Source organism: Haemophilus haemolyticus M19501, assembly GCF_000222025.1.
In the GTDB taxonomy this organism is placed as follows: domain Bacteria; phylum Pseudomonadota; class Gammaproteobacteria; order Enterobacterales; family Pasteurellaceae; genus Haemophilus; species Haemophilus haemolyticus_G.
In genome coordinates this window covers 1-21,113 of sequence record NZ_AFQO01000005.1, presented here as the reverse complement: position 1 = coordinate 21,113, position 21,113 = coordinate 1, and the positions used below count along the sequence as shown (strand labels likewise).

The 21,113-nt window shown below is 36.1% G+C and carries 13 protein-coding genes and 2 pseudogenes; 8 read left to right on the top strand and 7 right to left on the bottom strand.

From position 1 onward, the window contains the following. Window positions 1-13: 13 nt before the first annotated feature. Together nagK and GG9_RS06455 are read right to left on the bottom strand one after the other, a co-directional pair. The gene (gene nagK / locus GG9_RS06450; RefSeq protein WP_005630625.1) at window positions 14-928 is read right to left on the bottom strand and encodes an N-acetylglucosamine kinase; all 915 of its coding nucleotides are present in this window, start codon (window positions 926-928) and stop codon (window positions 14-16) included. Between the two features lie 63 nt (window positions 929-991). Next, window positions 992-1,717 carry a phosphatase PAP2 family protein gene (locus GG9_RS06455; RefSeq protein WP_005630624.1) on the bottom strand — a complete coding sequence of 242 codons (726 nt, stop codon included), beginning with the start codon at window positions 1,715-1,717 and terminating at the stop codon, window positions 992-994. A gap of 69 nt (window positions 1,718-1,786) precedes the next feature. Between GG9_RS06455 and ribA the strand changes: the two genes are divergently transcribed. Next, window positions 1,787-2,437 (top strand): GTP cyclohydrolase II, encoded by a 651-nt coding sequence (ribA, locus tag GG9_RS06460; RefSeq protein ID WP_005630623.1) that lies wholly within the window; start codon window positions 1,787-1,789, stop codon window positions 2,435-2,437. Between the two features lie 320 nt (window positions 2,438-2,757). On the opposite strand, the gene GG9_RS06465 is transcribed toward ribA, so the two are convergent. Further along, window positions 2,758-4,299 (bottom strand): peptide ABC transporter substrate-binding protein, encoded by a 1,542-nt coding sequence (locus tag GG9_RS06465; protein ID WP_005630622.1) that lies wholly within the window; start codon window positions 4,297-4,299, stop codon window positions 2,758-2,760. Continuing rightward, window positions 4,292-4,654: a YbaN family protein gene (locus GG9_RS06470; RefSeq protein WP_032825046.1), complete on the bottom strand. Its 363-nt coding sequence runs from the start codon at window positions 4,652-4,654 to the stop codon at window positions 4,292-4,294. The genes GG9_RS06465 and GG9_RS06470 overlap by 8 nt, the downstream gene beginning before the upstream one ends. A 123-nt stretch (window positions 4,655-4,777) precedes the next feature. Between GG9_RS06470 and prlC the strand changes: the two genes are divergently transcribed. The 5 genes and pseudogenes from prlC (at window position 4,778) to GG9_RS06495 (ending at window position 14,149) form a co-directional block, all read left to right on the top strand. Continuing rightward, window positions 4,778-6,817, top strand: a complete 2,040-nt coding sequence (gene prlC, locus GG9_RS06475) for an oligopeptidase A (protein WP_032825055.1) — start codon at window positions 4,778-4,780, stop codon at window positions 6,815-6,817. Window positions 6,818-7,072: 255 nt separating this feature from the next. After that, window positions 7,073-8,617 (top strand): type I restriction-modification system subunit M, encoded by a 1,545-nt coding sequence (locus tag GG9_RS06480; protein WP_005630618.1) that lies wholly within the window; start codon window positions 7,073-7,075, stop codon window positions 8,615-8,617. An 83-nt stretch (window positions 8,618-8,700) separates the two neighbouring features. Then, a complete protein-coding gene (locus GG9_RS06485) occupies window positions 8,701-9,897 on the top strand; it encodes a restriction endonuclease subunit S (RefSeq protein ID WP_032825045.1) in 1,197 nt (398 codons plus the stop codon). Window positions 9,898-9,903: 6 nt separating this feature from the next. After that, window positions 9,904-10,830, top strand: a complete 927-nt coding sequence (locus GG9_RS06490; RefSeq protein WP_005630608.1) for an Abi family protein — start codon at window positions 9,904-9,906, stop codon at window positions 10,828-10,830. A 235-nt stretch (window positions 10,831-11,065) separates the two neighbouring features. Then, window positions 11,066-14,149, top strand: a pseudogene (locus tag GG9_RS06495) (type I restriction endonuclease subunit R). Window positions 14,150-14,229: 80 nt separating this feature from the next. Here GG9_RS06495 and GG9_RS06500 read toward each other — a convergent pair. Then, a complete protein-coding gene (locus GG9_RS06500; RefSeq protein ID WP_005630602.1) occupies window positions 14,230-16,026 on the bottom strand; it encodes an ATP-binding protein in 1,797 nt (598 codons plus the stop codon). Window positions 16,027-16,139: 113 nt separating this feature from the next. Continuing rightward, window positions 16,140-16,727 (bottom strand): uracil-DNA glycosylase family protein, encoded by a 588-nt coding sequence (locus GG9_RS06505; RefSeq protein WP_032825043.1) that lies wholly within the window; start codon window positions 16,725-16,727, stop codon window positions 16,140-16,142. 549 nt (window positions 16,728-17,276) lie between these two features. Here GG9_RS06505 and GG9_RS06510 point away from each other — a divergent pair. Beyond that, window positions 17,277-19,511, top strand: coding sequence for a TonB-dependent hemoglobin/transferrin/lactoferrin family receptor (locus GG9_RS06510; RefSeq protein WP_005630596.1), 2,235 nt, complete (start codon window positions 17,277-17,279; stop codon window positions 19,509-19,511). A 109-nt stretch (window positions 19,512-19,620) separates the two neighbouring features. Continuing rightward, window positions 19,621-19,704, top strand: a pseudogene (locus tag GG9_RS09255) (IS200/IS605 family transposase); the annotation flags it as partial. 125 nt (window positions 19,705-19,829) lie between these two features. Here the strand turns inward: GG9_RS09255 and GG9_RS06515 are convergent. Continuing rightward, a complete protein-coding gene (locus tag GG9_RS06515; RefSeq protein WP_032825042.1) occupies window positions 19,830-20,483 on the bottom strand; it encodes an IS1595 family transposase in 654 nt (217 codons plus the stop codon). Window positions 20,484-21,113: the final 630 nt, after the last annotated feature.

Here is a 21,113-nt window from a genome sequence, read left to right as displayed (position 1 = left end):
CTAGTTTGTTGAATTATTTGGTTAAAAACAACGCTGCCGCACCACGCACGCCACCGGAATCGCCGTGTTTCGCTTTTTTAATTGGCGGGACTTTTGCTGTCCGCATCAAATGAGGCGGAAGCGCTTTTGGTAAAGCCTCATAAAGGTAATCAAAATTAGATAATCCACCGCCTAGCACAATCATATGCGGATCAAATGCCGTAATGATATTGCCAATAGAAATCGCCGCCAACTCAACAAAAAGATTCACAAAATCTACCGCACTTTCATTGCCTTGATAGAACAAATCAATAATTTCACGAGCAGATAATGTTTCGCCTTTCAAATCTCGATAAAGCATTTCAAAACCGCGACCAGACAGATAATTATCCAAACAAGCCTTGTTGCCACAACCGCATTGATAAATTGGGGCTTTATCCCATCCTAATAATTTCAAGGCATGATAATTTAGTTGTAAATGACCAAGCTCTCCCGCCATTCCAACTTGACCTGAATGAACTTTACCATTTAAGACAAAGCCACCACCAAAACCAGTTCCAAGAATTAAACCTAGTACAGTCGGATATTGCTGATTTTCCGTATCCCATGCTTCAGATAACGCAAAACAATTTGCGTCATTTTCTGCCCGCACTTCACGGCCTAAACGTGCAGACAAATCGCGTAAAATTGGTTTATTATCTGCCACACGAATATTGGTAATTTCGGCTAATCCAGTTTGTTGATTAACAAAACCAGGTACGCCCAAACCTACGGTGCCCACTTCACCAAACTTTTCATCAGTACGATTCACTAAATCCACAATCGTGTTAAGCCATTCCTCATAGTCAGTTTTAGGTGTTGGTACCCGTTCAGAATATAATTTTTCTAATTTTTCATTGAATACGGCAAGCTCTATTTTCGTGCCACCAATATCTAAACCATAATACATAATCTGCTCCTTTATAAAGAAGTGCGGTTAAAATTAGTCAAAATTTTAACCGCACTTAAATCATTATTTTATGACGAAGATCGCCTTTTTCTTCAAAAAGGCAAAAATAATACTATTAATCAACCATGCCAGTAATGTCGCCACTAATAAATCAATTGGGTAATGCATGCCTAATCGCACACGGCTAATCAACATCAACAAGCCCCACACTGCAATACCCGCCACCAGCAATTTTGCTTTAAAAGAACGGTTACCTAATAATTGGGTAAAGCCAACAGCAAGCATAAGCCAAGTTGCCGCAAAAATCGTATGTCCAGAGGGGAACGAATACCCCGTTTCATTTTCATAATGATGAACTAACCAAGCTGGTGTGATGGAATCCATCGAATAAAAATCCTTAGCCATTTCTGCACGCAAAGTGCGGTCATTTTTATAAAAATTTTCAGGCGTTGAATGAGTTTGCTCAGCTAGATAAACGGTGAACGGACGAGGTTCTTCAAATAATGCTTTTGCCCCCGTTTTTGCGGCTTGAGTTGCAATAACAGAAATCCCCATCACAATTACGCCTAATATCCATTGTTTTGGATTCTTGAATAAAAACGTAAACAAAAGCGTAAATAACACACAGGTAATCAACGCATAAGGTACGCTACCCGTTTCAGTGAGCAAATAAAGCCAATAATCAGCTTCAGTTAATTGGCTATTGCCATGCCACTGATAGGAAATACCCCAAATAAAAAATGGTACAAGACAAAGTAATAACGTATATAATGACAGCCTTTTAAACATGCTCGCCCCTTGATAATAAAAAATAACGCGCGCATTCTAACAGAAATGACTACGAATAAGGATCACTTTATGGCAAAAATTCAGCTAGTTGCGCAAGCCAATTTACCCACTGAATACGGTATTTTCAAAATGGTGGGATTTGAATTCCTAGATACAAAAAAAGAACATGTAGCCTTAGTGATGGGCGATATTTCTAATGCTGATGAACCTGTATTAGCACGTATCCATTCTGAATGTTTAACTGGCGATGCACTTCACAGCTTAAAATGCGATTGTGGGTTCCAACTGGCGACAGCATTGAAACAAATTCAAGAAGAAGGTCGTGGTGTCTTAATTTATCATCGTGAAGAAGGTCGCGGAATTGGTTTGATTAATAAAATCCGTGCTTATTCTTTACAAGATAAAGGAATGGATACCATTGAAGCTAATCTTGCTTTAGGTTTCAAAGCGGATGAACGCAACTTTGAAGTCTGTGCCGATATGTTTGAGCTACTCGGGGTAAAAAAAGTTCGTTTGATGACCAACAACCCAGAAAAAGTAGAAACCATGAAAAAAGCAGGTATCAACGTAGTTGAGAGAGTTCCTCTTAATGTGGGCGAAAACCGCTACAACACAAAATATCTTGATACTAAAGCGAAAAAAATGGGGCATTACATTGTGCATAACAATGATGAACAACATTTAATGACCTGCCCACATTGCCAAGAAGAGATTATTTAATAAAACAATGCATGTAAAAAAAGCCATACTGTAATATTGAACAGCATGGCTTTTTTATTTAAACTTTATGCCACGGAATAATCAAAAGATTTTTTAGCATATTGCTAAAAACGAGAAACCCCGTCTCGTATTCCAAAGATCGGGGCTTATCAGGAGTAAGTAAAATGAAAAAAATGACCTTTTTCATTTTCTTGATTATCTGTTGTTTAGTTAGCTGTTCCGGAACAGTTATCTAAGATAATCGCTACGGGGACGATGTAGGAGTTGTCCCCAATGCCTCCAATCTTAAAGAATTCTTTCCTTGATTGCAAGCGTGATTACTAATTTTTAACCTTTCGCCATAAATCTTTACTATAAATAGTTCCAACAGAATTTACTTGCGCGCCCATTATGCTTGGTGCGAGATAAACTGGCGTACTATATTGAAAAATGGGTAACACTAAATATTCTTGTTGAACTATCCCTTTTAATTTTGCGTAATTTTCTAACCGCATTTTTTCGGATATCGTCGTCATTGCACTTTCAAATAAACGATCAAATTCTGCATTTTTATAGCCATTCTTGTTATCAGGGCTTTTGGAATAGAACAAATTTAAGAAAGCGACGGGATCATTAAAATCAGCACACCAGCCAGAACGAATTAATTGAAAATCACCTTTTGTGCGAGCTGTTTGCAATTCTTGCCAACTCACCCCTTGATTTTCAACTCGTAATAAATCTGATTGTGATAACTGACGATTTAATTGCGTTGCAATGGTTTGATTCAGAGACGAATCATCATAACGAATGCGTAATTTCAACGGATGAGTTTCACTAATTTGATTTTGGGAAAGAAGCTGTTCTGCAACAACTGGCTCCCAAACAGATTCTTGCTCACCTAGCATAGATTTAGGTAAAAAAGTATTACTTGGATGAAGATGAGCAATATCTGCAACTAAATTTTTCGTAGAAACCATCGAAACAATCGCTTTTCTTACCGCACTTTTCTGTAAAATAGGATCGGCAAGATTAAACTCATAGAAGTAAGTACAAAGTTGCGGATAATCTTGGATATTCTGATCGACTTTTTTCGGATTCAATACAACATCAAAATTAGACAAATCTGCATCTGCTGTAATTTTTTGATACTTCACTTGCTGAAATATCACTTTTTCTTTTGCCCAATAATAAGGATTGGCAGTTAAAACTTGCTGATTATTATCTTGGCTTTGTAATTGATAGGCGCCATTGCTGATAAGGGTTTCAGTCGCTTTCGTATAGCGAGGTAAAAGACTGACATGTGCCAGCATAGAAGGTAAATATGGCGATGCTTTATCTAATTCAATGCGTAAAGTGCAGTCATTTTCAGCGAACAATCCTAGAGATTCCACAGCTTGCGTTTTTTCCAATACTGCCTTAGCATTTTTCAGATTCATAAAAGCCAAATAATTTTTTAGCGGGCTTTCAGATTGAGAAAGTGCTTGCCAAGATTGCACAAAATCTGATGCTGTTACTGCTTCACCATTTGACCATTTGGCATTTTCACGCAAAGTGAAAATCCAAGTTTTATTGTCTTCGGTTTGCCAACTTTCTGCTACAGCTGGAACAAGATTACCTTGCGTATCATAAGCCGTTAAGCCTTCAAAAAGATCGCGTAATAATTGCATTTGTTCTTCGTTTTGTGCTTGCCAAGGTTGCAAAGTCAAATCGCCGTAAACACCGCGTTTTAATTCAATTCGGTTAGATTCTAATTGAGTATTTTTCGGTGCCTCAACTTGTGGCGAAACAGGCTTGGGATTATCCAATTTATCACAAGCCACCACCGTAAAAACAATGGAAAAAATAACCGCACTTCGTTGGCACAACGCGAACAAATTATTCATTTTCGGTTTTAACCCAAAATAAGAAGAACCAAAACTTAATACAAATCAATGCAACAATAACACTACGCCCTATTACACTTGGCGTGAAATAGAAACCAATTAGTAGCATTGTGGTAACAAAAGTCAAAATACAAATTTTGGTATTTTTCTTTAATGACCGATTTTCATTAAAGGACTTGAGATGTTTTTGGTAAATACTTGTGCCTAAAAACCATTGTTCTAAGCGTTTTGAACCTTTTGCAAAGAAAAATAAAGTAAGTAATAAAAACGGCGTGGTAGGCAAAAGAGGAAGGAAAATCCCAATGATGCCAAGTGCAAGTGAAAGAAAACCTAAAACAATGTAAATAAACTTCATAATGCCCCTAATAAAAAAGAAAATGCGAACCATTATTACTGATTTTTTAGATTTTTCAACCTTGATATTATAGAATTTGCCGTCACATAAAAAGTAGTTTTCAAAAAAGGAACATTTATGTCTATGTCAAACCCATTACTTAACATTCAAGGCTTACCGCCATTTTCACAAATCAAGCCAGAACATATTCAACCAGCTGTTGAAAAATTAATTCAAGATTGTCGCTATACGATAGAACAAGTGTTAAAACAACCGCACTTTACTTGGGAAAATTTCATTTTACCTTTAACAGAAACTAATGATCGCTTAAATCGTGCTTGGTCACCTGTTTCTCATCTCAATTCAGTAAAAAATAGCGCTGAATTACGTGAAGCCTATCAAGCGTGCTTACCGTTACTTTCTGAATACAGCACTTGGGTTGGTCAGCATAAAGGGCTTTATAATGCCTATTTAGCGTTAAAAAACAGTGCTGAATTTGCGGACTATTCTATTGCGCAAAAGAAAGCCATTGAAAATTCACTGCGTGATTTTGAACTTTCAGGCATTGGGCTTTCAGAAGAGAAACAACAACGTTATGGCGAAATTGTGACGCGCTTATCGGAATTAAATTCACAATTTAGCAATAACGTATTAGATGCCACCATGGGTTGGGAAAAAGTCATTGAAAACGAAGCAGAACTTGCTGGCTTACCTGAATCCGCACTACAAGCTGCACAACAATCTGCCGAAAGTAAAGGATTGAAAGGCTATCGTTTTACGTTAGAAATCCCAAGTTATTTGCCTGTGATGACTTACTGTGAAAATCGTGCATTGCGTGAAGAAATGTACCGTGCTTATGCAACACGTGCCTCAGAGCAAGGCCCTAATGCTGGCAAATGGGACAACAGTAAAGTTATGGAAGAAATTCTTACATTACGCGTGGAATTGGCGAAATTACTCGGTTTTAATACTTATACCGAACTTTCACTTGCCACCAAAATGGCAGAAAACCCACAACAAGTGCTTGATTTCTTAGATCATCTTGCCGAACGTGCCAAACCACAAGGCGAAAAAGAACTGCAAGAATTGAAAGATTACTGCGAAAAAGAATTTGGTGTCACTGAACTTGCACCTTGGGATATTGGTTTTTACAGCGAAAAACAAAAACAACATTTATACGCCATTAATGATGAAGAACTTCGCCCATATTTTCCCGAAAATCGCGTGATTTCGGGACTGTTTGAATTGATTAAACGCATTTTTAATATTCGTGCAATTGAATGCAAAGGCGTGGATACTTGGCATAAAGATGTACGTTTCTTTGATTTAATCGATGAAAACGATCAACTCCGAGGCAGTTTCTATCTTGATTTATATGCGCGCGAACACAAACGTGGTGGTGCGTGGATGGATGACTGTATCGGACGTAAACGCAAACTAGATGGCAGCATTCAAACTCCTGTGGCTTATTTAACTTGCAACTTCAATGCACCGATAGGAAATAAGCCAGCGTTATTTACGCACGATGAAGTGACTACCCTATTCCACGAATTTGGTCACGGAATCCATCATATGCTTACGCAAATTGATGTTTCCGATGTAGCGGGTATTAACGGCGTGCCTTGGGATGCCGTAGAATTACCAAGTCAATTTATGGAAAACTGGTGTTGGGAAGAAGAGGCTTTGGCGTTTATTTCAGGGCATTACGAAACAGGCGAGCCGTTGCCAAAAGAAAAACTCACGCAATTGTTAAAAGCGAAAAATTTCCAAGCCGCAATGTTTATCTTGCGTCAGCTTGAATTCGGGATTTTTGATTTCCGCTTGCATCACACCTTTGATGCGGAAAAAAACAATCAAATTTTAGAGACACTTAAATCAGTGAAATCACAAGTTGCCGTCATAAAAGGCGTAGATTGGGCAAGAACCCCGCACAGCTTCAGCCATATTTTTGCGGGGGGCTACGCTGCAGGTTATTACAGCTATTTATGGGCTGAAGTCTTATCGGCTGATGCTTATTCACGCTTTGAAGAAGAAGGTATTTTCAACCCAATCACCGGCAAATCATTCTTAGATGAAATTCTCACTCGTGGTGGCTCAGAAGAACCAATGGAACTCTTCAAACGCTTCCGTGGTCGTGAACCGCAATTAGATGCGTTATTAAGACATAAAGGAATTATGAACTAATACACCAAACTATAGGGCATGCACGACATGCCCTTTTTCAAATATTTTCCTCTAAAAAAGCCCTTCATAAAAACATTGCAAATTTCAACCGCACTTTATCAAGGCAGAACCTTCAGACGAGCTATTATTTTTTACAAACAACCCAAATGAAGTTTTAGGGATAAACGCATAGAAACTCACACATAACATACTCATTTCCTGTATAATTTTTCACATCTTTATTTAACTCATTACATAAAATATTTTGAGGATTTTATGACAATAGCAATGCAACAACGTGCCGAACTCCAACGCAAAATTTGGCAAATTGCTAATGATGTGCGTGGTTCCGTCGATGGTTGGGATTTTAAACAATATGTGCTTGGCACACTTTTCTATCGTTTTATTAGTGAAAACTTTACCAATTATATTGAAGCGGGTGATGAAAGTGTAAATTACGCTAAATTGCCTGATGAAATCATCACACCTGAAATTAAAACGGATGCCATAAAAACCAAAGGTTACTTTATTTACCCAAGCCAGTTATTTAAAAATGTCGTGGCAACAGCCAATACTAATCCGAATTTAAATACGGATCTGAAAAGCATTTTTACAGATATCGAAAATTCTGCTACTGGCTACCCTTCCGAACAGGATATCAAAGGCTTATTTGCCGATTTTGATACCACCAGCAATCGCTTAGGCAATACCGTAAAAGATAAAAACGACCGCTTAACAGCTGTTTTGAAAGGCGTGGCTGAACTTGATTTTGGCAAATTTGAAGATAACCACATTGATTTATTTGGCGATGCATACGAATATCTTATTTCTAACTATGCTGCCAATGCAGGCAAATCTGGTGGCGAATTTTTCACGCCGCAAAGCGTATCCAAACTCATTGCTCAAATTGCAATGCACGGGCAAACCTCAGTCAATAAAATTTATGACCCCGCAGCAGGTTCTGGCTCACTTTTGCTTCAAGCCAAAAAACAATTTGATGAACATATTATTGAAGAAGGCTTTTTCGGGCAGGAAATAAACCACACCACATACAACCTTGCCCGTATGAATATGTTTTTGCATAACATCAACTACGACAAGTTTGATATTGCTTTAGGCAACACCTTAATGGAACCACAATTTGGCGATGATAAACCTTTCGATGCCATTGTTTCCAACCCGCCTTACTCCGTGAAATGGGTTGGCTCCGACGATCCCACATTGATTAACGATGAACGATTTGCCCCCGCAGGTGTGCTTGCTCCAAAATCAAAAGCAGATTTTGCCTTTATTTTACACGCATTAAGCTATCTTTCAGGCAAAGGCAGGGCGGCGATTGTCTCCTTCCCCGGCATTTTTTATCGTGCCGGTGCGGAGCAAAAAATTCGTCAATATTTGGTGGATAATAATTTTGTGGAAACAGTGATTGCCCTTGCACCTAATCTATTTTACGGCACCAGTATTGCCGTGAATATTTTGGTTTTGTCCAAGCACAAACCCAATACCCAAACTCAATTTATCGACGCCAGCGGTTTATTTAAATCTGCCACTAATAACAACATTTTAGAAGAGGAACATATCGAGCAAATCCTAAAACTCTTTGCTGATAAAGAAGATGTGCCGCATTTGGCAAAATCCGTATCCTTTGAAGAAATCGCCCAAAATGACTACAACCTTGCAGTGAGTTCGTATGTGGAACAAAAAGACACCCGCGAAGTAATTAATATTAATGAACTCAATGCTCAAATTCGTGAAACTGTTACCAATATTGACCGCTTGCGTGCGGAAATTGACAAGATTGTGGCTGAGATTGAAGCATAAAGTGTAGGGTGGGCTTTAGCCCACCAATTTACGATAGCACACGGTGGGCTAAAGCCACCCTACGAGGAACAACAAAAAACACAATGAAAAACAACCGCACTTTTTTAGAGAAATTATTGAATGGGGCTGAGGTTGAGTGGAAGCCTTTAGATGAAGTTGCCAATATCGTCAATAATGCAAGAAAACCAGTTAAATCATCCTTACGAGTGTCAGGGAATATTCCATATTATGGTGCTAATAATATCCAAGATTATGTCGAAGGATATACTCACGAGGGCGAATTTGTATTAATTGCTGAAGATGGTTCTGCTAGTCTAGAAAATTACTCTATTCAATGGGCTGTAGGTAAATTTTGGGCAAATAACCACGTCCATGTAGTGAATGGCAAAGAAAAATTAAATAATCGTTTTTTATACCATTATTTAACTAATATGAATTTCATTCCATTCTTAGCTGGAAAGGAACGTGCAAAATTAACAAAAGCTAAACTGCAACAAATTCCAATCCCCATCCCCCCACTCTCTGTCCAAACCGAAATCGTCCGAATTTTGGACGCATTGACAGCTCTTACCAGCGAGCTTACCAGCGAGCTTACCAGCGAGCTTACCAGCGAGCTTACCAGCGAGCTTACCAGCGAGCTTACCAGCGAGCTTACCAGCGAGCTTACCAGCGAGCTTACCAGCGAGCTTATACTACGCCAGAAACAATATGAATACTATCGAGAAAAATTATTATCTTTTGATAGTTTAGAACAATTAAATTCGGGGGGGGGGAAGAAGAAACTTATTGATGTGGCTAAAATCAAAAATGGAAAAGATTGGAAACATCTTGGGGAAGGTAATATTCCAATATATGGTTCAGGTGGGATTATGGGATATGTTGATACATATTCATACGATAGACCTACGGTATTAATTCCACGAAAAGGAACTATTACAAACATATTTTACCTTGAAGAACCATTTTGGAACGTTGATACGATTTACTATACAGAAATTGACACAACTCAAATTGTACCAAAATACTTTTATCATTTTATGAAAACGGTAGATTTAACAAAATTGGATACAGGTTCAGGCAGACCGAGCTTAACACAAGCTATTTTGAATGAAATTCCTATTTTTGTTCCGTCAATCGAAGAACAACACCGCATCGTTTCAATCCTCGATAAATTTGAAACCTTAACCAATTCCATCACCGAAGGCTTGCCGTTGGCAATTGAACAAAGCCAAAAGCGGTATGAGTATTACAGAGAATTATTACTAAATTTTAAACAATAAGAAAATATGCCAAAAACATTAAAAGAATGGAAAAGTTTTGATGAGCAGCTTTCCCGCTTAAAAGAAAGAGGACTTATCATTGATAACGAAACCAAGGCCTTAGGTTATTTAAAAACCATTGGATATTATCGTGTTAGTGGCTATCTTTATCCTTTTCGCCAAATAGATATTTGTAATCCTGAGAAAAAATTAGACCGCTTTATTGAAAATACATCTTTTACTGATGTAAAACAACTTTACCTTTTTGATAAAAAATTACGACAATTAGCACTTGATGCTTTAGAAAGAATTGAAGTCGCTATGCGTGTGAATATTGCTTATCAATTAGGAAAATATCATCCGCTCGCCCACAAAAAAAGTGAATTTTTTGATTCTAATTTCCGACATTCAGAATGGTTAGATAGACTTGATAGTTTAATTCGCCGAGAAGGAAAAACAAGTTTTGTAAAACATCATTTAGAACAATATGAAGATCTGCCTATTTGGGTATGCTGTGAAGTTTGGGATTTTGGCACAATGTCAAAACTTTATAGTGGGATGAAAGAGGAAGATAAAGACCATATTGCTAAAATATATCATTTAAAAAGTGGAAGACATTTACAAACGCATCTTCACGCTTTTAACATCATTCGCAACATTTCTGCACATCATAGCAGATTATGGAATCGTTCTATTCCTATAAATGCAACCTTGAAAGGGCTAAATGACCCACAGTGGAAAATGCTTTCCACGAAACAAGTATTCGTATATTTTTGTTTGATGAAAAGAATGTTAGATATTATTTGTCCAAATTCAACTTGGGGAGAACGTTTTTTAGCGGTTCTTGATGAATTTCCTAAGGTGCAAAATAATGCAATTTCAATAAAAGATACAGGATTAGTTATTGACCTAAAAGAATGGAATCTATGGAAAAAATGGCCCCTAGCCTTGTGAATCCAACCACTTGAGTTGGCAAAGCCAGGGGAACTGTTGGCACGCATAGTATAAAAATATGGATCCGAGGTCAAGTTCTTTAGTTAAAACTAAAGTTTTCTTGATTAATATTTAAACTATAAAAATTACGACCAGAAAATATATTCAACAAAAATAATCTTATTATTCAATAACTTATAATAACTCAAGTTATTCAGTATTACTGAATAACTGAAAAATATACTAAGGAAAAACCATGACCCAATACAAAACTATCGCTGAATCCAATAATTTTATCGTTTTAGATCAATATAATAAATTTGTGGAAGAGCCTAATGCGGGTTATCAAACAGAAGGGAGCCTTGAGCATGAGTTTATTCGTGATTTACAGGCGCAAGGCTATGAGTATTTACAAGAAATCAATGGTCATGATGCGTTGATTAAAAACTTACGGGCGCAATTATAACGCTTAAATAACGTGGTTTTCTCCGATGCAGAATGGCAACGTTTTTTAGAGGAATATTTGGATAAACCGCGCGATAGTCTGATTGAGAAAACCCGCAAAATTCACGATGATTATATTTATGATTTTGTGTTCGATAACGGACGCATTCAGAATATCTGTTTGCTTGATAAGAAAAATCTTGCCAATAATTCTCTGCAAGTCATCAATCAATTTGAGCAAACTGGCAGCTATGATAATCGTTATGATGTGACAATTTTGGTGAATGGTTTACCGCTTGTACATATTGAACTAAAAAAACGCGGCGTAGCCATTCGTGAAGCCTTTAATCAAATTCATTGCTACAGCAAAGAAAGTTTCAATAAAGAAAATTCACTTTTCAAATATCTGCAAATTTTTGTAATCTCCAACGGAACCGACACCCGCTATTTTGCCAACACAACGAAACGCAATAAAAATAGCTTTGATTTCACAATGAATTGGGCAACGGCAAAAAATACGCTGATTAAAGATTTAAAGGATTTTACCGCGACTTTCTTGCAAAAGAATACTTTGCTCAATGTGTTGGTAAATTACTGCGTGTTTGATGTTTCCGACACTCTATTGATTATGCGTCCGTATCAAATTGCCGCCACTGAGCGTATTTTATGGAAAATTCAAAGTTCATATCACGCCAAAAATTGGAGCAACAAAGAAAGTGGTGGCTATATTTGGCACACTACAGGCTCAGGCAAAACCCTCACCAGTTTTAAAGCCTCTCGCCTTGCGACTGAACTTGATTTTATTGATAAAGTCTTTTTTGTGGTCGATCGTAAAGACTTAGACTACCAAACGATGAAAGAATATCAGCGTTTTTCGCCTGATAGCGTGAATAGATCGGAAAGTACCGCAGGGCTTAAACGCAATATTGAAAAAGATGATAACAAAATTATCGTCACCACCATTCAAAAATTGAATAATTTAATGAAAAGCGAAGAAAACCTGTCTATTTATCAAAAACAGGTGGTCTTTATTTTCGATGAAGCACATCGCTCCCAATTTGGCGAAGCACAAAAAAATCTAAAACGTAAATTCAAAAAATTCTATCAATTTGGTTTTACTGGCACACCTATTTTCCCTGAAAACGCATTAGGTGCGGAAACGACAACAAGTGTGTTCGGTACGGAATTGCATTCTTATGTGATTACCGATGCTATTCGTGATGACAAAGTACTGAAATTCAAGGTCGATTACAACGATGTCCGCCCACAATTTAAAGCCTTAGAAACAGAAAAAGATCCTGAAAAATTAACCGCACTTGAGCAGAAACAAGCCTTTTTACACCCTGAGCGTATTAAAGAAATCTCGCAATATTTGCTTAACAATTTTAAACAAAAAACCCACCGCTTGAACGCCACAGGTAAAGGCTTTAATGCAATGTTTGCGGTAAGCAGTGTGGAAGCAGCAAAACGTTATTACGAAACCTTACAAAATTTACAGGTAGAGCAGGAATATCCGTTAAAAATTGCAACAATCTTTTCGTTTACCGCCAATGAAGAGCAAGATGCGATTGGCGATATTCCAGATGAGACCTTTGAACCCACTGCTCTAAACAGTACGACAAAAGAATTTTTAACAAAAGCCATTGATGATTACAATCACTACTTTGGCACGAATTATGGCGTAGATAGTCAATCATTCCAAAATTACTATCGCGATCTTGTCAAACGTGTGAAAAATCAGGAAGTGGATTTACTGATTGTGGTCGGAATGTTCTTAACAGGCTTTGATGCCCCTACGTTGAATACTCTTTTCGTGGACAAAAACTTGCGTTATCACGGATTAATGCAGGCTTTTTCTCGCACCAACCGCATTTATGACACAACTAAAACCTTTGGGAATATCGTCACTTTCCGCGATTTGGAACAAAATACCATTGATGCAATCACGCTATTTGGCGATAAAAATACGAAGAATGTCGTACTAGAGAAAAGCTATGACAGCTATTTTAACGGTGATGACAATCAACGTGGTTATTTAGAGGTTGTTCAAGAGCTACAAAATCGCTTTCCTAATCCAACAGAAATCGAAACAGAGCAAGATAAAAAAGAGTTTGTAAAATTATTTGGTGAATATCTACGTGTCAAAAATATTTTGCAGAATTACGATGAGTTTGCAGCATTGCAAGCCTTACAAGCGGTCGATTTAAATGATCCGATTGCAATGGAAAAATTCAAGCGAGTACATTATGTGAATGATGAACAAATTGCAGAAATGCTGAAAGTTCCTACTTTACCAGTAAGAACAGAGCAAGATTATCGTTCAACTTATAATGATATTCGCGATTGGTTACGCCAAAGAAAAGAGGGGAATGATAAGGATAATTCGCCGATAAATTGGGATGATGTCGTATTTGAAGTAGATTTATTAAAATCTCAAGAAATCAATTTGGATTATATTCTTGCGTTAATTTTCGAACATCATAAGAAAAACCAAGACAAAGAGGTGTTAATTGATGAAATCCGCCGCACAGTTCGTTCAAGTTTGGGTAACCGTGCGAAAGAGAGCTTGATTGTCGATTTTATCAACCAAACAAATTTAGATGATATTCCCGATAAAGCAAGCTTGATTGATGCCTTTTTCCTTTTTGCCCAGAACGAGCAACAAAAAGAAGCAGAAACCTTAATTCAAGAAGAAAATTTGAATGTCGATGCAGCAAAACGCTATATCAGCACTTCATTAAAACGCGAATATGCCAGTGAAAACGGCACGGCACTTAATGAAGTATTGCCAAAAATGAGCCCGCTTAACCCGCAATATCTCACTAAAAAACAGACGATTTTCCAAAAAATTGCTGCATTTGTAGAGAAATTTAAAGGGGTTGGGGGAAAGATTTAAATTTAATATATCAATCATTAAATCCAGCAGTTTGATCCTAAAACTGCTGGATTATTGTTATCTGTCCAAATAAAAATTCATTAGTATTCACAAAATTGAGCTAAGTCTTCCACATTTTCTAACCAGTGATTTCCAATTTCATCAATCAATTCAGCGCAATTAAAAATATCAGAATTTTTAGCCGCACTTTCTAAAGTATCCGCTAATTGACGTAAATAATTTAACCCTACCGATGATGCTGCTCCTTTAATTTTATGGGCTGTTTCTTCTGTTTCTTTCATATTATCTTTTGATAATTGAGCAAGATAATTTGGCATAGTTTGTTTGAATAAAGATAAATTTTCTAAAATTTGGGATTTTCCAAGCGTTTCTATCAGCGCTAAATCAAACTGTTCTGAAAGCTCATTATCATCATTCATTTCTATAGTAGATTCGCTTTCATCCGCAAAAAATTGCTGCAGACAATGGTGTAAATCCTTAATTGAAATGGGTTTACGTAATACGCCATCCATGCCCATTTCTAAATATTCTTGCTCGCTTTGCATAACATTGGCGGTAAAAGCAATCATTGGCGGTAAAAAATCATAAATACCGTTTTCATAGTTCTCTCGCAAATATTGGGCGATTTCAAAACCACTCATATCTGGTAATTTAATATCTAGCAATAAAATGTCGTAAACATTTTTCTCAAATAAAGTGATCGCCTGCTTGCCATTTGTCGCAACATCAACATGATGCCCAAGTTTTTCTAAAATAGTTTTCGCAACCATTATATTGAGGTCAACATCCTCCACTAAAAGAATGTCCAAGTATGGAATATTTTTCTTAACGGATTCTTTTTCAGAAATTTCTTGAGCGTGGAGAGTAAGATGGAAAGTCGCACCTTTTCCTCGTTCACTTTCAACCGTTAAATCCCCTTCCATTAACTGAGCGAGATTTTTAGAAATAGCCAGCCCAATACCGCTACCCGCACTTTGCTGACGGCTTTCTTTCACTTGATAATACATTTCAAAAATATGTTTTTGTTCCTCAGGCGAAATCCCCATTCCTGTATCTTTCACAATAAAATGGTAACAATCCTGATTTCTCATGATTTTAAGAATAATATTTCCCTGATCCGTAAACTTCACCGCATTACTAATTAAGTTCCACAAAATTTGGCTCAAGCGAACACGATCAAGATTCAACCAATTAGGCAAATTAGCCTCAAGCTCTAAAGAAAAAATAAGATTTTTTTGTTTAGCGAGAAAACTAGCAAAATTATAAATATCGTTTAATAAGGCTGGGAAATCTGTTGGCTGGCGATTTAATTCAATTCGGCTGGCATCGATTTTTTCCAAATCAATAATATCGCTAAAAATATAGCCTAAACTAACCGCACTTATGTTAATAGTTTTTAAATAATTACGCTGACGATCGTCTAATTCATCATCAAGTAAAATCTGGCTAAGCCCCACAATCCCATTCAATGGCGTGCGTAATTCATGGCTTATTGTGGCAAGTAAGGTACTTTTATCACGGCTATTTTTTTCCAACTTTTCCAATGCTTGGGATAATTTTTTCTGAGCGGCAATTCGCTCGGCGACCTCATTTTCCAATCGATTAACCGAGCTAGAAAGATCAAGACGAGAATGTTCAAGCTTTTCGACCAATAAAGTGAAAAAATAGATAACAAAAGGTGCAGTGAGTAAGCCAAAAGTTACCGAACGAAAAATATCGACCCAAGAAATCTGATGAACAATAAATAGACTAAATAAAATCTGAGTACAAAGAGCTAAAACCGCGAGAATCATCACGCCCAAAAGAGAAAAACGAAGGCGCCCAAGACGAATAACCCAATCCACATAACTCTGAGCAAAATATTTGAAATTTTTCATCAAATCTCCTAAGACATTATTATCGTTATAAAAAAACCTGTGCATACAGGCTTTATTATATCCATAAAGTAAAAGAGATTGTTATTACTATGTGTGCGTAAGAAATGAAAAACTTAGTCTTTATTAATTATCTGTTTGACTAAAATTTGTAATTCAGGAATAACTTGTTCTTCAAACCAGGGATTCTTTGTTATCCAAAGCTGATTACGTGGGGAAGGATGCACAATAGGCATAAAGTGCGGTAAGAATTGACGATAATTTTTAACAGTGTCAGTTACATTATCTTTGTTTTCAGGTAAATAATATTTCTGTGCATATTGCCCAATAAGAATAGTGAGCTGAATATTAGGTAAATTCTCTAAAATCATTGGATGCCATTTTTCGGCGAAACCTTGACGAGGTGGTAAGTCACCCGATTTACCTTTTCCAGGATAATAGAAATCCATAGGAAGAACCGCAAACATCCCAGAATTATAAAAATAATCGTAATCTACTCCCAACCATTCACGTAAACGCTCACCGCTTTTATCATTCCAATATAAACGACTTTGCTCAGCTTTTAACCCAGGAGCTTGACCTACAATATTAATTCTAGCTGTTTTAGGCGCCGAAAATAAAGGGAAAATTCCACGACATGTAAAATCTTTATTTTGAGGATCAGCGATAATACTTGAAGTTATTTTGTCTAAAGTTTTCGGCATACTGGAAATATTACATATCTGATTTGAAACGAGCATATAAAGTCTATTTGAAAAAATATAAAAAATCAAAAAAGTAAAAACCCCACTCAATCAACTGATAGCTTATTTTATTCTCTTACTTTTTCTATCTTATATCTTACGATGAATCAGTGAGTGTTGGATTATGAAAAAGCAGAAGAAATTATGTAATTAACTGACTTTTTAGCGGTATATCGCCAAACCAATGACATTAATGTTGCGGAAACCTATCACTATTTTTCGGCTAAATGAGATGCAGATTTTGTAATAAAAAGGACAAAATAGTCAATAGAAACCCCACTTCAGTGAAAAATACCGCCTTTTTAAAATTCCGTGTGAGAATTGCATAAAACAATTTAGTAAGAAGCCCTTTTCTCTTTCATTCGTAGCACCCCGCTATAATTTTTGGCAAAACTTGTTCAAGTTTTTTCATTAGAGTAATTCCTATACCACAAAAAGACTTGTTTTTTTATTGTCATTTATTAGAATAAGAAAAATTAATACAAATAATTATCGTTAAGGTTATGATTCATGTGCAAAAATTTTTCAATCAACGAATGTGTCTTCTTATTAATAATCGGAGCTAGTATTCAACCGAGTGTAGCAGCAAATCTAAATTCTTCGAATATAGATGAGTTATTACCTATTATTGTGAACAGTAATGATGATAGCAATAAACTACCTGGTCGTTCAGTATTAAAACAGAAAAATATCGAACAACAACAAGCTGATAATGCAGCAAATTTAATTAATATCTTGCCAGGTGTGAATATGGCTGGCGGGTTTCGCCCTGGTGGGCAAACATTAAATATTAATGGAATGGGTGACGCTGAAGATGTTAGAGTGCAGTTAGATGGTGCTACAAAAAGTTTTGAAAAATACCAACAGGGTTCTATTTTTATTGAGCCTGAATTATTAAGAAGAGTAACAGTAGACAAAGGAAATTATTCTCCTCAATATGGTAATGGTGGTTTTGCTGGAACAGTAAAATTTGAAACCAAGGATGCTAGGGATTTCTTGCAAGAAAACCAGAAAATAGGTGGTTTTTTAAAGTATGGAAATAATAGCAATAATAACCAAAAAACTTATAGTACTGCACTAGTTTTACAAAATGAACAAAAAAATATTGATTTATTATTATTTGGTTCTGTAAGAAATGCTGGCGATTATAAAAGACCCGATAATAGCAAAATTCTTTTTTCAAAAAATAATCAAAAAACCGGATTAATAAAAGTAAATTGGCAAATTTCACCCGAGCATTTACTCACATTATCAAGTGTTTATGGTATTCATAAAGGCTGGGAGCCTTTCGCAGCGAAAAGAGATATCCTACCTAAACCAAGTTTGAAGGATATAATGAGTTATGGTGCTGATATTGCTTGGAAACGTAAACTGGTTTATCGAGATCAAAAAGATGAAAATTACACATTAAAATACAACTATCTACCTGAAAATAACTCATGGATTAACTTATCTACTCAGTTCAGCTACAGTAAAACCACACAAAATGATACTCGCCATGAGAAAGTCACTTCTTCATTCCTAGGTACATTAGGAAATAAAAGTTGGATAACTTATTCAGATCTTACTTTTGATATAAATAACACAAGTACTTTTAATATTAAAAGTACTCGGCATGAACTATTATTTGGTTTGCAATGGTTAAAAAATACAAGACACACTTTAATGTATGATAAAAGTAAAGTGGGAAAAGCGGATTATAATTATGGCTATTTCCAACCTTATTATATGCCTTCTGGACGTCAATATACACAGGCGTTTTATTTACAAGATCAAATAACATGGAAGAATTTAATTTTTAGTACAGGGATGCGTTATGACCATATCAATAATATAGGGCAGAAAAATTTAGCACCACAATATAATGATATATCTGCGGGGCATAATTATAGTCAGAAAAATTATAATGGTTGGTCCTATTATTTAGGTTTAAATTATGATGTAAATCATTATTTAAGTTTATTTACAAATTTTAGTAGAACTTGGCGTGCACCTGTTATTGATGAACAGTATGAGACGCAATTTAAACAATCTTCTGTACCTGCAACCTCTTTAAATTTAGAAAAAGAAATGATTAATCAGACCAGAGGAGGAGGGGTTGTTACGCTTAATAATTTATTTCAAGAGGATGATACCTTTCAATTTAGAGCTACTTATTTTTACCACCGTGGTAAAAATGAAATATTTAAAACCAGAGGAGTTAATTGTGTAGGCAATGCTGCAGATACCAATAATAATGTTTGTCCTAAAATCATTGGAAATTATCGTAATTTGCCAGGTTATGTTATTCAAGGCGCAGAGTTAGAAGCTTATTATCAATCCACTTATTTATTTGGTGAGCTAACATATTCTTATGTAAAAGGAAAACGTGACACCTCACCAAGAAACCCATGGGGTAAAACCTCAACATGGATTGCAGAAATACCCCCTAGAAAGGCAACTGCTACTTTAGGTTTCAATGTTCCAAAATATTATCTCACAGTAGGTTGGCGTGCTGAGTTTGTAAGAAGACAAGATCGATCGCCATTATCTGGTGATCCCAAAGCATCATATTGGTCATTACCAGTTTCAAGAGGATACAGCCTACATAACCTATTCCTTTCTTGGAGCCCTGCAAAAATTAAAGGTATGAATGTTAAGATTACAGTGGATAATTTATTCAATCGAGCATACAACCCTTATCTAGGCGAATTGGCTTCTGGAACAGGTAGGAATATCAAATTTAGCATATCTCAGAAATTTTAGAATATAGCCCGATTGAATGTAATCGGGCTTTATCATAACTATATCTAGACAAAGTCTAGCTATAAAGTCTACCACACAAGATAGAACTATAAGTACCTATATTCTTTAGAGAAAAGCAATTTACGGCAAATTGAGAGTTAATATAGGAGATATATTAAGACAATTACATCACTATAAGAATGTAGAGATAATAGGTATAATTCCCTATACTAATTTCGTTGTTCTTTGCAGAACAAATCTAAGCAATAAATCCAAAGATACATACAATATCTGAAATTATAGATGAGTATTAAAATTAAGAGCTGACGTAGATTAGCCCTAAATACCACACCATTTTCTCAATATTTTAAGCTGTTCTTTTGATGCTCCAAAGTTAAACCGAAATTCACATTCCTTCAAGAATAAAGGAAAGTTTTTTCGATCGATTCCATTATATCTTCGGAGGATTCTCTTCGCCTGACTCCAGAAATTTTCTATTCCATTTATGTGGTTTTGTTTCACCGCAAATAGTTCGGAATGATTGATTCGTTCGTGGTGAAATTTGCTCACATCAAGAGCATCATAGCTTCGATAAGTATCGGTATACACCCAGCTGTCAGGCTTGATTTTCCTCACAATAACAGGCATTAATGTCTCTGTTTTGGTATTTTCTACCACTACTGTAAATACTTTTCCTTGTCGCTTTAACAAACCGAATACGGCAACTTTTCCTGCTGCGCCTCGACCTCGTTTTCCTTTACGATGACCGCCAAAATAGCTTTCATCAAGCTCAATTTGACCATCAAAAACCTCATCGGCTTCAAGGGCTAAATGATAGCTAATGACTTCACGAATTTTTCGGTAAAACAAAATCGCTGAATTGGCTTGGATACCGAGTAAATCAGCCGCTGCTCGGGCTGTCACTTCTAATACAAAAAATTCAAGGAGCTTATTTTGTATAGATTTCTTTAATTTACAATGAGTTATCTTTATTTTTATAGACTAGCACATTTGCTAATCTACGTCAGTCCCTAAAATTATGTTTTATCTTTACCCTCTTACTTGCATAACAGGAGATAAACTCACCTAATTGTTTAAATATAATTTTATGCCCAGTATCTAGTCCGTTGTTCTAACTGGCTTTTCTACTATAGGAATATCATCAGAATAAGCCATAAAGAAAAGAGCTAAAGCACCAGCATTATGTAATAAGTTATCAATAATTTGCTGTCATTTTTCATATAACACCAACGTATTTTTATAACATTGTGGTTTACTTAAATTACCTTTTGCAACAAGTTTCAACGCCCATATCAGCATCATTGTGGTGTCTCTTGTTCTAGGTTTATAGCAACTATCTAAATAGCAAAGGGTACGAACTGCATAGCAGTTATACTTCCTTTAAAAGGTTAGAATTTATTTGTAGATGTAGGGGCTATTACATTTGCTCTTAAAGTGCGGTTGGTCTGGAGAGATTTTTTACAACGGTGCAACAAGTTTACAAATAATAGGAAAAAGCAAAAACCCCAGTCACTCAACTGGGGTTCTACATTTATTCTATATTTATTCTTTATTTACTTTATTCTATTTATCTCAAATAGTTAAATCCAAATTTGTATTTGA

Coding starts and splice junctions, on each gene's coding strand:
- GG9_RS06480 (WP_005630618.1), top strand. CDS start 7,073: ATGACAATAGCAATGCAACAACGTGCCGAACTCCAACGCAAAATTTGG.
- GG9_RS06485 (WP_032825045.1), top strand. CDS start 8,701: ATGAAAAACAACCGCACTTTTTTAGAGAAATTATTGAATGGGGCTGAG.
- prlC (WP_032825055.1), top strand. CDS start 4,778: ATGTCAAACCCATTACTTAACATTCAAGGCTTACCGCCATTTTCACAA.
- GG9_RS06505 (WP_032825043.1), bottom strand. CDS start 16,727: ATGCCGAAAACTTTAGACAAAATAACTTCAAGTATTATCGCTGATCCT.
- GG9_RS06465 (WP_005630622.1), bottom strand. CDS start 4,299: ATGAATAATTTGTTCGCGTTGTGCCAACGAAGTGCGGTTATTTTTTCC.
- ribA (WP_005630623.1), top strand. CDS start 1,787: ATGGCAAAAATTCAGCTAGTTGCGCAAGCCAATTTACCCACTGAATAC.
- nagK (WP_005630625.1), bottom strand. CDS start 928: ATGTATTATGGTTTAGATATTGGTGGCACGAAAATAGAGCTTGCCGTA.
- GG9_RS06470 (WP_032825046.1), bottom strand. CDS start 4,654: ATGAAGTTTATTTACATTGTTTTAGGTTTTCTTTCACTTGCACTTGGC.
- GG9_RS06510 (WP_005630596.1), top strand. CDS start 17,277: ATGTGCAAAAATTTTTCAATCAACGAATGTGTCTTCTTATTAATAATC.
- GG9_RS06455 (WP_005630624.1), bottom strand. CDS start 1,717: ATGTTTAAAAGGCTGTCATTATATACGTTATTACTTTGTCTTGTACCA.
- GG9_RS06490 (WP_005630608.1), top strand. CDS start 9,904: ATGCCAAAAACATTAAAAGAATGGAAAAGTTTTGATGAGCAGCTTTCC.
- GG9_RS06500 (WP_005630602.1), bottom strand. CDS start 16,026: ATGAAAAATTTCAAATATTTTGCTCAGAGTTATGTGGATTGGGTTATT.